Annotated in this window: 12 protein-coding genes; 6 read left to right on the top strand and 6 right to left on the bottom strand. The window is 73.0% G+C overall.

Translation table 11 applies throughout. The features are described 5' to 3' along the window. The first annotated feature begins 166 nt into the window (after positions 1-166). Genes AB0B33_RS10725 through AB0B33_RS10745 form a run of 5 tightly spaced genes read left to right on the top strand, consistent with a single transcriptional unit; the run spans position 167 to position 6180 of the window. Positions 167-1171, top strand: a complete 1005-nt coding sequence (locus AB0B33_RS10725) for a LacI family DNA-binding transcriptional regulator (RefSeq protein WP_360769455.1) — start codon at positions 167-169, stop codon at positions 1169-1171. Between the two features lie 34 nt (positions 1172-1205). After that, positions 1206-2432 carry a sugar ABC transporter substrate-binding protein gene (locus AB0B33_RS10730; RefSeq protein ID WP_360769458.1) on the top strand — a complete coding sequence of 409 codons (1227 nt, stop codon included), beginning with the start codon at positions 1206-1208 and terminating at the stop codon, positions 2430-2432. A gap of 2 nt (positions 2433-2434) precedes the next feature. Next, positions 2435-3367 (top strand): sugar ABC transporter permease, encoded by a 933-nt coding sequence (locus AB0B33_RS10735; protein WP_360769516.1) that lies wholly within the window; start codon positions 2435-2437, stop codon positions 3365-3367. Further along, a complete protein-coding gene (locus AB0B33_RS10740; protein ID WP_360769460.1) occupies positions 3364-4167 on the top strand; it encodes a carbohydrate ABC transporter permease in 804 nt (267 codons plus the stop codon). The genes AB0B33_RS10735 and AB0B33_RS10740 overlap by 4 nt, the downstream gene beginning before the upstream one ends. A 9-nt stretch (positions 4168-4176) precedes the next feature. Next, on the top strand, positions 4177-6180 hold the full coding sequence (locus AB0B33_RS10745; RefSeq protein ID WP_360769461.1) for a TIM-barrel domain-containing protein: 2004 nt from the start codon (positions 4177-4179) through the stop codon (positions 6178-6180). On the opposite strand, the gene AB0B33_RS10750 is transcribed toward AB0B33_RS10745, so the two are convergent. Continuing rightward, complete coding sequence (locus tag AB0B33_RS10750) at positions 6181-6741, bottom strand: TetR/AcrR family transcriptional regulator (RefSeq protein WP_247023736.1); 561 nt, start codon at positions 6739-6741, stop codon at positions 6181-6183. A gap of 83 nt (positions 6742-6824) precedes the next feature. On the opposite strand from AB0B33_RS10750, the gene AB0B33_RS10755 reads away from it, so the two are divergent. Next, positions 6825-7706, top strand: coding sequence for an aldo/keto reductase (locus AB0B33_RS10755; protein WP_360769463.1), 882 nt, complete (start codon positions 6825-6827; stop codon positions 7704-7706). Between the two features lie 60 nt (positions 7707-7766). Here AB0B33_RS10755 and AB0B33_RS10760 read toward each other — a convergent pair whose 3' ends face one another. The 5 genes from AB0B33_RS10760 to AB0B33_RS10780 form a co-directional block, all read right to left on the bottom strand. Continuing rightward, positions 7767-8882, bottom strand: coding sequence for a GntG family PLP-dependent aldolase (locus AB0B33_RS10760; protein ID WP_360769466.1), 1116 nt, complete (start codon positions 8880-8882; stop codon positions 7767-7769). 17 nt (positions 8883-8899) lie between these two features. Next, entirely contained in the window at positions 8900-10375 is a 1476-nt protein-coding gene (locus AB0B33_RS10765; protein ID WP_360769468.1) for an argininosuccinate lyase, read from the bottom strand. A gap of 118 nt (positions 10376-10493) precedes the next feature. Continuing rightward, complete coding sequence (locus tag AB0B33_RS10770; protein WP_360769471.1) at positions 10494-11687, bottom strand: ATP-grasp domain-containing protein; 1194 nt, start codon at positions 11685-11687, stop codon at positions 10494-10496. Then, a complete protein-coding gene (locus tag AB0B33_RS10775; RefSeq protein ID WP_360769474.1) occupies positions 11684-12718 on the bottom strand; it encodes a pyridoxal-phosphate dependent enzyme in 1035 nt (344 codons plus the stop codon). The genes AB0B33_RS10770 and AB0B33_RS10775 overlap by 4 nt, the downstream gene beginning before the upstream one ends. 5 nt (positions 12719-12723) lie before the next feature. After that, a complete protein-coding gene (locus AB0B33_RS10780) occupies positions 12724-13647 on the bottom strand; it encodes a kinase (RefSeq protein ID WP_360769476.1) in 924 nt (307 codons plus the stop codon). Positions 13648-13656: the final 9 nt, after the last annotated feature.

The raw sequence follows: 13656 nt of genomic DNA on the forward strand, positions 1-13656 counted from the left end.
GAAGAACCGTCATCAGCGGCGTTCGACAATTTCGACGAACAACACTGCCGTCGAATGGGAATCGAATTCGCGGGAACCGCGAATCACGCTTGTGTTTCCGGCGGGTGTCACTTACCTTCATGCCATCGTCGATGCGCTTCGACAATGATCTCCCTGGAGGCCGCCCGTGGTCACGATCAACGACGTCGCTTCCGCGGCGGGGGTGGCCCCCAGCACGGTGTCGTACGTGATCAGCGGGAAGCGCTCGATCTCGCCGAAGACCCGGCGGCTGGTCGAGGACAGCATCCGCCGGCTCGGCTACCACCCGCACGCCGGCGCGCGGGCGCTGGCCAGCAGCAAGACGAACGTACTCGCGCTGGTCGTGCCGCTGCGCACCGACCTCAACGTCGCCGTGGTGATGGAGTTCGTCGCCTCGGCGGTCACCGCGGCCCGCGCGCACGACCACGACCTCCTGCTGCTGACCAAGGACGAAGGCCCGGCCGCGCTGCAGCGGGTGGCGTCCTCGGCGATCGCCGACGCGCTGATGGTGATGGACGTCGAAACCGCCGACCCGCGGGTGCCGATGCTGCTCGCGCTCGACCTCCCGGTGGTCCTCATCGGCGTGCCCGACCACCCGGCCGGGCTCAGCTGCGTCGACCTCGACTTCACCGCCGCGGCATCGGCGTGCGTCGCGCACCTCGCCGACCTCGGGCACCGCGCGATCGGTCTGATCGGCCCCTCCCCCGCCGTCTACCGGCGCGGAACCAGTTATGCGACGCGATTCCTGCGCGGTTTCGACGACGCGGCGAAGACGCGGGACGTGCGGGCGGCGAACCGGCCGTGCGCCCACTCCTACGAAGCGGTGAGCGCCTGCCTGGACGACCTGCTCACCGCCGACCCGGACCTGACCGGCCTGGTCGTGCACAACGAGGCCGTCCTGCCCGGTCTGCTCGCGGACCTGCGCCACCGCGGCCTGCGCGTGCCGGAGGACATCTCGGTCATCGCGGTCTGCCCGGACAGCATGGCCGAGCAGCACGCCGTCGCGCTGACCAACGTGGCCATCCCCGCCGAAGAGGTCGGCACCCAGGCCGTCGAAATGACCATGCGCCGGCTCGCCGGCCACACCACCCCGGAGGTCCGGCTGCTCGGGCCCCGCCTCACCCGCCGCGAGAGCACCGCCGCACCGCGCTGATCCGGTTCTGCTCCACCGCCGAAGGAGAATCGCCATGCCCGTAGCCCGTCGCGCCCTCGTGCTGGCCGCGAGCGCCGCGCTCTTGGCCGCCTGCAGCCCCAGCCCCGCGCCCACGACGTCCAGCAGCGCCCAGCCCGCCGGCTCGATCACCGAGCTCGACTACTACGCCGACGAGCAGGGATCGGCGGCGTGGCAGAAGATCCTCGACGCGTGCGCGGGCCGGACCGGCATCAAGATCGAGCGGCAGAAGGTGCCGACCAGCCAGATGCTGCCGAAGGTCCTGCAGGGCGCGAGCTCGAAGACGCTGCCGGACCTGCTGTTCACCGACAACCCGACGCTGCAGCAGGTCGCCGCCACCGGCGCGCTGACGCCGCTGGCCGACTACGGCATCACCACCGACGGCTTCTACGAAAGCATCGTCAAGGCGGGCACCTACCAGGACAAGGTGTACGGCGTCGCGCCCGGCGTGAACGGGCTCGCGCTGATCTACAACAAGGACCTGCTCGCCGCGGCCGGTGTCCAGCCGCCGAAGACCTGGGACGAGCTCAAGGCCGCCGCGGCGAAGCTGACCAAGGACGGCAAGTACGGGCTCGCTTTCTCCGCCATCCCGTCCGAAGAAGGCACCTGGCAGTTCCTCCCGTTCTTCTGGAGCAACGGTGCCGAACTGTCCCAATTGGACTCGGCGCAGTCGGTGAAAGCGCTTCAGTTCGTCACCGGCCTGGTGAACTCCGGGTCGGCCTCGAAGTCCGTCGTGACGTGGAACCAGAACGACGTCGCCGACCAGTTCGTCGCGGGCAACGCGGCGATGATGGTCAACGGGTCGTGGAACCTCGCCCGGCTCGACGAGCAGCAGGCGCTGCACTACGGCGTCGTGCCGATCCCGGTGCCGCAGGCGGGCGCCAAGCCGGTGGTCGCCCTCGGCGGCGAAGTCGGCGCCGTGCCGGTCACGAGCGGCCCGGCCCAGCAGGCGGCGGGCAAGGTGCTCTCCTGCATCCTCTCCGAACCCACGATGCTGCAGTGGAGCAAGGCCCACGCCTACATCCCGTCGAAGACGGCGGTGGCCGCGAAGTTCGGCACCGAGCAGCCCGCGATGCAGGCGTTCGTCGACGAAGTCGGCTCGGCCCGCTCCCGCACCGCCGAGCTCGGCGAGAAGTACCCGAAGGTCTCGCAGGCGCTGGCCGATGCCGTCCAGGCGGCGCTGACCGGGAAGCTGCCGGCCGACCAGGCCCTCAAGGCCGCGCAGCAGGCGAGCGGGTCGTGACCCTGCTCGCCCCGGCCGTCGCGGCACCCCCTCGTGCCGGCCGGAAACCCCGGCGGGACAACCGGTTCGCCGCGTGGCTGTTCCTGCTGCCCGCGCTCGCTTACATCGTCGTGTTCTTCGGCTACCCGCTGGCCGCGAACGTCGTGATGAGCACGCAGGACTACACGGTGAAGTCGTTCTACACCGGCGAAGCCCCGTTCGTCGGCCTCGCCAACTACGCGGCCGTGTTCGGCAACCCGCTGTTTTCGACGGCGGTCGTCGACACGGTCCTGTTCACCGCCGGGTCGCTCGTCTTCCAGTTCGGCATCGGGCTGGCGCTGGCGGTGTTCTTCAACGGCCGCTTCCTCGGCAGCGCGCTGCTGCGCTCGCTGCTCCTGCTCCCCTGGCTGCTGCCGCTGGTGGTCAGCGGCGCGGTCTGGCGGTGGATGTTCGACCAGGACCACGGCGTGCTCAACGCGGCGCTGCGCGCGGCCGGCCTCGACGCGGTCCCGTGGCTGAGCAGCACGGGCTGGGCGCTGCCCGCGGTGATCCTCACCAACATCTGGATCGGCATCCCGTTCAACCTGGTCATCCTGCACGGCGGGCTGCGCGCGATCCCCGCGTCGCTCTACGAAGCCGCCGCGCTGGACGGCGCCGGGGCCTGGCAGCGGTTCCGGCACCTCACCTGGCCGCTGCTGCGGCCGGTCACCGGGATCGTGCTCATGCTCGGGCTGGTCTACACGATCAAGGTGTTCGACGTGATCATGGTCGTCACCGGCGGCGGGCCGGCCAACGCGACCCAGACGCTCACGACGTGGTCCTACCGGCTGTCCTTCCAAGACTTCGCGTTCGGGCAGGGCGCCGCGGTCGGCAACGTCCTCATCCTGGTGGCGACGGTGTTCGGGCTGCTCTACCTGCGCTCGGCGAAGGCGACCCTGGCCGAGGCGGCGGCGTGAAAGCCCGGACGGTGGCCGGCGTCCTGATCGTCGCGGTGCTGTTGTTCCCGCTGTACTGGATGGTCAACGCGTCCCTGCAGCCCAGCGGCGCGCTGCTGCGCCCCGACCCGGCGTTCTTCCCCGTCGACGGCACCCTGGACGGCTACCGGAAAGCCGTGGCGACGCAGGGGCCGGACCTCCTCTCCAGCGTCGTCGTCGCCCTCGGCACGGTGCTCGTGTCGCTGGTGATCGCCGCACCGGCGTCGTACGCGCTGGCGCAGCTGAAGGTGCGCGGCGGTCCCGTGCTGGTGTTCGTGCTGCTCATCGTGCAGATGATCCCCGGCATCGTGATGGCCAACGCGCTCTACACCGTGTTCAGCAACCTCGGGCTGATCGACAACTACCTCGGGCTCGTGCTCGCCGACTCCACCGCGACCATCCCGTTCGCCGTGCTCCTGCTGCGGGCCTTCATGATTTCGGTACCCAAGGAGCTCACCGAAGCGTCCCGGGTGGACGGTGCCGGGTACTGGCGGACGTTCTTCTCGATCATCGTCCCGGTCAGCCGCAACGCGCTCGTCACCGCCGGGCTGTTCTCGTTCCTGTTCGCCTGGGCGGACTTCCTGTTCGCGGTCACCCTCACCACCGGCCGGTCGTTCGAGCCCATCACCGTGGGCATCTACCGGTTCGTCGGCAACCAGTCCGCCGACTGGAACGGGATCATGGCCACCGCCGTGCTCGCCGCGATCCCCGCGGCCGTCCTGCTCGTCGTCGCCCAGCGGTACGTCGTCGCCGGGCTGACCAGCGGCGCCGTCAAAGACTAAGGAGAGCGCTTGATCGCCACGACCGAAGACGGCCGCTCGCTGGAGGTCCGCGTGCGGCACGAGGTGCTGCGCGTCGAGCCGTGGGGCGACGGCAGCCTGCGCGTGCGCGCCGGGCGCCACCGGATCCTCGACGACGTGCCGGGCGCGCTGCTGCCCGCGAAGCCGTCCGCCGCGACCGCCACCGCCGACGGACGCACCGGCCGGGTGGTCAACGGCGCGCTGACCGCGATCGTGGAGCTCGCCGACACCGACACCGGGATCGACGCGCAGCTGCGGTTCGTCCGCACCGACACCGGCGAGGAGCTGCTTTCCGAGCAGCGGGCGCACTTCTGGTGGCCCGGCGCGCGGCTGTTCATGCCGTCCCGCAACGGCTACGGCCGGCTCGAGCAGCGGTTCGCCGCCTACGACGACGAGCGGGTCTACGGGCTCGGGCAGCACACGCACGGGCGGCTCGACCAGAAGGGTCTCGTGCTCGACCTGGTGCAGCGCAACGCCGAGGTGTCGGTGCCGTTCCTGCTCTCCAGCCGCGGCTACGGGTTCCTGTGGAACAGCCCGGCCGTCGGGCGGGTCGAGCTGGCCGCCAACGGCACCCGCTGGGTCGCCGACGACGCCCGCCAGCTCGACTACTGGATCACCACCGGCGACGGCCCGCGCCGGATCTTGAGCCACTACGCCGACGCGACCGGGCACGCGCCGATGCTGCCCGAGTGGGCGGCCGGGTTCTGGCAGTCGAAACTGCGTTATCGCACCCAGGACGAGCTCCTGGCCGTGGCGCGCGAGTACCACGCGCGCGGGCTGCCGCTGTCGGTGATCGTGGCCGACTTCTTCCACTGGACGCACCTCGGCGACTGGCGGTTCGACCCGGCCGAGTGGCCGGACCCGGCCGGGATGATCCGGGAGCTGGACGACCTCGGCGTCAAGCTGATGGTGTCGGTGTGGCCGTCGGTCAGCCCGCTCTCGGCGAACTACGGGGAGCTGCACGAGCAGGGCCTGCTGGTCGCCGCGGAGAGCGGCGTCCCGGCGCACGCGTCCTGGAAGGACAAGGGCTTCGACGTCGAGATGCCGGTCGCGTTCTACGACGCGACGAACCCCGCGGCGCGGCGGTTCGTCTGGGCGAAGGTCAAGGAGAACTACTACGACCTCGGTGTGCGGGCGTGGTGGCTGGACGGCGACGAGCCCGAGATCCAGCCCGGCCACCCGCACAACCTCGGCTTCCACGCCGGGCCGGGGTCGGAGGTCTTCAACCTCTACCCGCAGGCGAACGCGCAGGCGTTCCACGACGGCATCCGCGCCGAGGGCGACGACGAGGTGGTGCTGCTGTCGCGCTCGGCGTGGGCGGGCAGCCAGCGGTACGGGGCCGCGCTCTGGTCGGGTGACGTCGCGGCGACGTGGGCGTCGCTGCGCGCGCAGGTCCGGGCGGGGCTGAACGTGGCGCTGGCCGGGATCCCGTGGTGGACCACGGACATCGGTGGTTTCCACGGCGGCGACCCGGCGTCGCCGGAGTACCGCGAGCTGATGGTCCGCTGGTTCTCCTACGGCGTGTGCTGCCCGCTGTTCCGCCTGCACGGCTTCCGCGACCCGCGCCCGCCGTTCGGCCCGGCGATGACCGGCGGGCCCAACGAGGTCTGGTCGTACGGCGATTCGGCGTACGCGGCCATCACGGCGTCCCTGCGGCTGCGGGAACGGTTGCGGCCGTACCTGATGGCGCAGATGCGGGTGGCGCACGAGCAGGGCATCCCGCCGATGCGGCCGCTGTTCGTCGACTTCCCCGGCGACCCGGAGAGCTGGACGGTCGAGGATGCCTTCCTGCTGGGCCCGGACCTGCTGGTCGCGCCGGTGCTCGAGCCCGGCGCCACCGCTCGTGCGGTGTACCTCCCGGACGGTGCCGTGTGGACGGACGCGGTGACCGGGAAGCGGTACGACGGCGGGACTTCCGTCGAGGCACCGGCTCCGGCGGACCGGATCCCGCTGTTCCTCCGCGACGACGTGGTGCTGCCGATCCGCCCGGAGTGATCAGGGCCGGACGGCGGCCGCCACGAGGTCCAGCAGGCGCCCGGTCCGCGCCGGCTCGGGGCCGGCCGAGAGGCACACGCCCAGCAACATGAAGGTGACGTCCTCGGGGTCGGCGTCGGCGCGCAGCGTGCCCGCCTTCGCGCCGGCTTCGAGGATCGCGCCGATCGCCGCGACGATGCGCCCGCGTGTCTCCGCCGTCACGATGCGCCCGGCCCCGAGGCTGACGCGGAGCGTGTCGGCCATCCCGCGTTTGGTGGCGAAGAACGCGGCGTAGCGGTCCATCCAGGCCCGGAGGGCCACCGCGGGCGGGTGCTGCTCGAGCAGGGCCGGGGCGCTGGCGCAGACGGCGTCGAGCTCGGCCGCGTAGACGGCTTCGACGAGCGCCTCGCGGGTCGGGAAGTGCCGGTAGAGCGTCCCGATCCCGACGCCGGCCTCACGGGCGATGGTCTCGAGCGCGACGGCACCGTCGGCGGCGAAGGCGTCGCGCGCGACTTCGACGAGCTTTTCGCGGTTGCGGCGCGCGTCGGCGCGCACCGGGCGCCCGGTTTCGGACGAAGGCAAAACGGAGGTCCCTCCGGTTGTGCTACGGTCGGTTTAGCGGAGGTTCCTCCGCTTCACCATCATCGCACGAAAGCGGGACAGCCATGCCCTCCAGCCAGCTCGCCGGCCACACCGTCTCCCGCGTCGGGTTCGGCGCGATGCAGCTCGAACGCCTCCACGAGGACCGGCCCGCGGCCGTCGCGCTGCTGCGCCGGGCCCTGGACCTGGGCGTCGGCCACATCGACACCGCCGAGTTCTACGGCAACGGCTTCGTCAACGACGTCATCCGCGAAGCCGCCGGCGACGACGTCCTGATCGCCACCAAGGTCGGCGCCGACCCCGACCCGGGCGGCCCGATCCCGCTCCGCCTGGCGCAGCGGCCCGAAGAACTCCGCAAGAGCGTCGAGGACAACCTCCGGACGCTCGGCACCGAGCGGGTCGCCCTGGTCAACCTGCGCCGCGCGGAGCTGCGCCCGGGCCTGCTGGCCGAGGGCGACCAGCTGGTCGACGTCGACGACCAGCTCGCGGTCCTGACGGAACTGCGCGACGAAGGCAAGATCGGCGCGATCGGCCTCAGCAGCGTCGGCCTCGACACCTTCCGGCGCGCCCTGCCGGCGGGCATCGCGTGCGTGCAGAACGCGTACAGCCTGGTCGCGCGCGACGACGAGGAGATGCTCCGGCTGTGCGTGGCGGAGGACATCGCGTGGGTCCCGTTCTTCCCCCTCGGCGGCGCGTTCCCGGGCCTGCCGAAGGTGACGGACGAGCCTGCGGTCCAGGCCGCGGCGTCCGCGCTGGGCGTGACGCCGGCGCAGATCGGGCTGGCGTGGCTGCTGCACCACGCCCCGAACGTCCACCTGATCCCGGGGACGGCGAGCGTGGCGCACCTGGAGGCCAACATCGCGGCGGGGTCGGTGGTCCTGGACGCCGAGACACTGGCGGCGCTGGACGCGGTGCCGTCGCGGTCGCTGGACGCCGCCCTGGGCTGAGTCTTGAACGAGTCGTTCAGGTCACCGGAGGTCCTGAACGACTCGTTCAAGGCACCGCCGTCACCGCACCATGGCGTCGTGGCCCAGGAGGTCGCCGAAGACGGAGACCGCGCGGTCGACCGCGTCGTCGTCCACGCCCGCGTGGGTCACCGCGCGGATGCGGTCGTGGCCCAGCTCCTCCACCCGGATCCCGCGGCGGCGGGCCGCCTCGATCAGCGTCCGGGTCGTGTAGCGGTCGTCGCGGACCTTGAAGAACACCATGTTCGTCAGCGGCGGGCCCGGGTCGAGGCGGACGCCCGGGATGCGGGACAGGCCGCGGGCCAGGCGGGCCGCGCGGGCGTGGTCGTCGGCCAGGCGCTCGGTCATCTCCGTCAGGGCCACGATGCCGCAGGCCGCGATCATGCCCGCCTGGCGCATGCCGCCGCCGAGCATCTTGCGCATGCGGCGGGCCGCCGCGATCGTCACGCGGTCGCCGACCAGCACCGAGCCGATCGGGGCGCACAGGCCCTTCGACAGGCAGATCTGCACGGTGTCGGCGTGCTTGGCGACCTCCGCCGCGCTGACGCCCAGCGCCACCGCCGCGTTGAAGATGCGGGCGCCGTCGAGGTGCAGGGCGACGCCGTGGGAGCGGATCAGCCGGGACACCTCGCTCAGGTAGTCCAGCTGCAGCGGCAGCCCGCCGCAGCGGTTCTGCGGGGTCTCCAGGCTGAGCACCGCCGGCGGCGCGATCTGCGGGTCGCTGCGGTCGACCGCGCACGCCTCGGCGATGGCCGCCGGGTCGATCGTGCCGTCGGGCAGGTTCGGCAGCGGGTCGTAGACGATGCCGCCGCACAGCGACGCGCCGCCCGCTTCGTAGACGTAGACGTCGGACTCGTGCCCGACGATCGCCTTGCCGCCGCGCGGGCAGTGCGCCAGCAACGCGGTCAGGTTGGCCATCGTGCCGCTCGGCATCAGGCAGCCGGCCTGCTTGCCGAGCAGCTCGGCGGACAGCTGCTCCAGCCGGTCCACGGTCGGGTCCTCGCCGTAGACGTCGTCGCCGAGCGGGGCGCGGGCGGCGGCTTCCAGCATCGTGGGCGTCGGCAGGGTGAAGGTGTCGCTGCGGAGTTCGACGTGCGCGCCCGGGGTGGACGCGGGTTCCGGGCGCAGCGTCGCGAGGTCGTCGGCGAAAGTGGTCACAACAGGCTCCTTGCGGGTCAGCGGATCAGGGTTCGGACGGCGTCGTCGAGGCCGATTTCGGCCTGGCTCCACCGCCAGCGGCGTTCTTCGGCGGCGGCGCGGATGCGGGCGAACGCGGTTTCGGCTTCGGTCACCGCGGCGAGCACGGACTCCCGGGCCGGGCCGCCGCCGTACGCCGCGTGCTGCGCGACTTCGGCCGGGTCGAGCGCGGCCAGGACGTGCGGCGGCTGCCCGGCGAGCCGGACGCGGGCGACTTCGTGCAGCGGGAGGTTCCCGGCGAGGGCCTCCTTGGCGATCGCGCCGACGTCGTGGTGGGCCTGCCGGAACGGGACGCCGGCGTCGACGAGCCGTTCGGCGAGGTGGGTGGCCGCGGTCTGGCCGCCGACCGCGCGTTCGTACATCCGTTCCGGCACCGGTTCGGCGCCCTCGACGACCAGCCGGAGCAGGACGACGGCGTCGGTCGCCGCCTCCAGCGCCGTCCACGCCGGGGCCACGGCTTCGGTGCCGACCGCGATCGCGTTGGTGAAGCGCGCGGTCGCCATGGCCCCCGCCGACGCGGTGAACGCGCCGAGCGGCGCCAGCGCCCGGCCCTGGACGTGCTCCAGCAGGAACGGGTTCCGCTTCTGCGGCATCATCGAGCTCGACCCGACGACGTCGTCGGCCAGCCGCAGCAGCCCGGCCTCGGCGCTGGTCCACGCCTGCAGGTCGTGCGAGACGCGGCAGAGCAGCACGCCGAGCACGGTGGCCGCGGACAGCTGGCGCAGCACGAGGTCCCGGGACGCGACCGCGTGCAGCGAGTTCGCCAGCGGCGCGGCGAAGCCGAGCAGCGCGGTGGTGCGGTGCTGGTCGACCGGCAGCGACGTGCCGCCGACCGCGCCCGCGCCGAGCGGGTTCTGGTCGAGCTCGGCCCCGGCCTGCCAGACGCCTTCGACGTCGCGGACCAGCGCGCACGCCACCCCGGCCAGGTAGTGGCCGTAGGTGATCGGGACCGCGGGCTGGTGGTGGGTGTAGGCGGGCATGGTGACCCCGGCCCAGCGCCGGGCCCGCTCCAGCAGCGCGCGGCCGAGCGCGTCGGACTCGGCGAGCAGCCGTTCGTGCGGCTCGCGCAGCCGGAGCCGGACGACGGTGGCGTTGAGGTCGTTGCGCGAGCGTCCACTGTGGAGGATGCCGCCGACTTCGGCGCCGAGGGTGTCGATCAGGTGGGATTCGTAGGCGAGGTAGCGGCCGCGCGGCGCGGGGACGTCGTGCAGCGGCGCGAACCGCCGGGCCCGCAGGTCTTCGATGCCGGCCAGCAGCGCCGCCGCGGGCCCGGGTTCGACGATGCCGCGTTCGGCGAGCATCACGACGTGGGCGCGGTCGACCTGGCTGATCAGCCCGAGTTCGGCCGCGACCGGGTCGGGTGCGGGTGCGGTGTCGCGGTCGAAGAGGATCTCCCTGGCCGCGGCGGCGATGGGGCTGGTGAGCCTGCCGGTCCCGCCTGGGGCGATGGTCATCGAGGTGCTCCTTCCGGGGTGTCCGGGTGGGGTTCGGGACCGGGCTTCGCCGGTACTTCGGGCGCGGGCCGCTCGGTGCGGGCGGTCCGGGCCACGGTGGTGATGAGGAACCGCAGGGTCATCGGTGGGGGCCTTCCGGGATCAGGGCGGCGCGCAGGCGGTCGAGCGCACCCGCGGCGGCCGCGCGGGCACCACGGGGGCGGTCGGAAACAGCGAGGACGTGCCCCACGCGGTCGCGGTAGTCGCGCGCCGGGCGGACCACGGTGCCGTCCGCGCGGTACAGCCGGGCTTCGGCGACGCCCGGCACCGCCGACGCCTTCGCCACCGCGTCCCCCGCCTCGAGCACCGAGGTCGAGCTCGCCGTGAGGAAGCGCAGTGACGCGCACGCGCGCCGGGACGCCCGCAGGTCCGGCGGCAGTCCGAGTACCGCGGACACCTGCGCCGCCACCAGGTCGACGCCGGTCGCCGCGCGGACCAGCTCCGGAATCATCCCGCCCGCCGGGCGCGGGTTGACCTCCATCAGCCGCGGCCCGTCCGGGATCAGGCGGATCTCGACGTGCGCCGCGCCGAAACCGAGGCCCAGCGCGGCCACCGCCGCCCGGGACGTGTCGATCAGCGCCAGCTCGTCCGCCGGGGGCACCGTGGCCGGGACGTCGTGGCCCACCTCGACGAAGAACGGCGCCGGGCCCAGGTGCTTGCGGACCACCGCCACCACGACGTCGCCGAACAGCTCCACCGAGTACTCCGGCCCGCTCGCGTACGGCTCCACGAGCACCTGCGCCGGGACCGGCAGCCCGCGTTCGTTGTGCGTCACCGAAAGCAGCGCCGCCGCCTGGGAAGCGACCGCCTCCGGCGTCTCGCAGCGCAGCACGCCGACGCTGCCCGAGCCCTCGGCGGGCTTGAGCACCACGGGGAACTCGACCGCCGCCGCGACGGCCGCGTCCACCGAAGTCGCCACCGTGCACGGCGCCCCGAGCACCGCCCGCTGGTGCGCCTTGTTGCGGCACTCCGTCACGGCCAGCGGATCCGGCCCCGGCAGGCCGAGCTTCGCCGCGATCCGCGCCGCGACCGGGATGAAGTATTCCGAACTGCTGGTCACCCCCGCGGGCTCGCCGATGTCCGCCGCCAGCACCGCGCACGCGTCCGCGGTGTCGCACCGGACGACGCGGACGCCGTCTTCGGCCGCGTACGGGTAGCGCGCGGGGTCGGCCGCGGCCAGCACCGGCTCGAAGCCCAGCTCCCTGGCCTGCCGCGCGAACAGCCGCCCGGTACCGGTCGTGTTGCTCTCGACGAGCAAAAGCGTGCGCGTCACGACACGTCACCGAGCGGGCGCCGGCCCCAGTTCAGCCACGTCCACGAGCCACCGGGCTCGGTCGGCGCGACCACTTCGTACGGCTCGGCCGCCCCCGGGTGCGCGAGTCCCTGCGCGCGCAGCCACTCGTCGGAGTAGACGGTGTCCTGGTAGCGGTAGCCCTCGTCCGGCAGCAGCGCGACGACCGTGGCGTCGGGGTTGCGGCGGGAGAACCAGTCCGCGACCTTGAACGACGCGCCGCTGGTCGGGCCCATGAACAGGCAGTGGCGCGCGTACAGCTCGCGCGTCGCGGCGAACGCCTCGGCCGCGCCGATCCAGTGCACCTGGTCGTAGCTCGAGTGCTCGACGTTGGCCGGCACCAGGCTGTTGCCGAGCCCGCGCAGCACCCTCGGCCCGTCCGGCTGGCCGAAGATGGCGCTGCGCTGGGTGTCGACGCCGATCAGCGTCAGCTCCGGGACGAGCATCCGCAGGAACGAACTCGTGCCGGACGTCGAACCGCCGGAGCCGACCGCGCCGACGAGGCAGTCCGGCACGCCGATCGTCTCGGCGAGCTGCTCGGCCACCAGCGCGTACGACCGCGGGTTGTCGGGATTGCTGTACTGGCCCGGTACCCAGTGGTTCGGGTACTCCGCGCGCAGTTCCTCGAGCCGGTCCAGCCGCGCGCGCTGGTAGCCCCCGACGGGACTGGGCTTCGGGCAGATCTCGACGCGCGCGCCGAGGTGCTCGAGCCGGCGTTTGAGCGGGGCGTCGATCGCCGGGTCGCCGACGATCGTGAGCGGGTAGCCGCGCAGCCGGCAGACCATGGCGAGGCCGAGGCCGAAGGTGCCCGACGACGTCTCGAGCACGGTCGTGCCGGGGCCGACTTCGCCGCGCTCCTCCGCGCGGTCGAGCATGAACCGGGCGGGCAGCAGCTTCATCAGGCCGAAGGCGGCGACGTGGAAGTTGGGCCGGACGCGGATGATCCGGGGCAGCTCGGTCGCCTCCACAATGGACCGGCTGACGGTGTGGCTGACGGGGGCGGCAAGGGTCATCGGACTCACCTCTCGGTTTCGAACTGCCAGGTCTCGGTCACGTCGAGCCGGGTGGCGGCGAACTCCAGCCGGGCCGGGGTTTCGGGGTCGGTCGAGTCGAAGAGCAGGCCGGCGACGTCACCGCTGTGGGCGACCTGCACGCCGGCCGCCCCCGAGGCGCGGGCGACGGCCAGGATCCCGTCCAGGCCGGGAATGGGCAGGTGGCGCTGGTTGAGCAGGGTGCTGGCGGTGGCGACCCGGCCGAGCAGGCCCGCGTCGCCGTCGCGCACGGCCCGGCGCAGCAGGCCGCGAAGCGGGCGGAACGCCTCGATCTCCCACGACGTGTAGCGCGCGGGCGTCAGCTCCAGGGTGTCGACGCCGCGCCCGCCCGGGCTGGTCCCGAAACCCAGGACGGACAACGGCATCAGCTCGCCGAGGTCCTCGATCGGCTCGCCTTCGCGGTGGGCGAAGACCACGGCCCGCCCGCCGTACATGAGCGAGTCGGACGCGGTCTCGGCTTCGACGGCCAGCGCGCCCACCTCGGCGGGCGGGAGCCGGCGGCCGGTCGCGGCGAGGACCGCGCCGATCGCCGACGTGACGTCCGCGGTCGAAGAGCCGAAGCCGCGGCACAGCGGGATGTCGCTGGTGATGTCGAGCAGCCCGCCCGGCACCGGGTGGCCGAGCCGCGCCAGCGTCAGGTCGGCCGCGCGGCGGGCCTTGCTGCGCCACGCCGGCCGCACGGTGGTGCCGGCGTCCTCCGTGGGCAGGAAGGTCGCACGGGTGCTGTAGAGCGGGCACGGCAGGGTGACCAGGCCGCGGCGCAGCCGGCCCCCGGTGGCGAACACCCCTTGCAGGATTTCGCCGTGGTGGGCGTCGACGCGGAAGCTGCCCGCGCGGGGATCGGTGACGGTGGCGGGTGCCGGTGCGGCGACCGCGAGGTCTTCGGTCATGGCGTTCTC

The organism is Amycolatopsis sp. NPDC049159 (assembly GCF_040648295.1).
GTDB classification, from domain to species: Bacteria; Actinomycetota; Actinomycetes; order Mycobacteriales; family Pseudonocardiaceae; genus Amycolatopsis; species Amycolatopsis pretoriensis_A.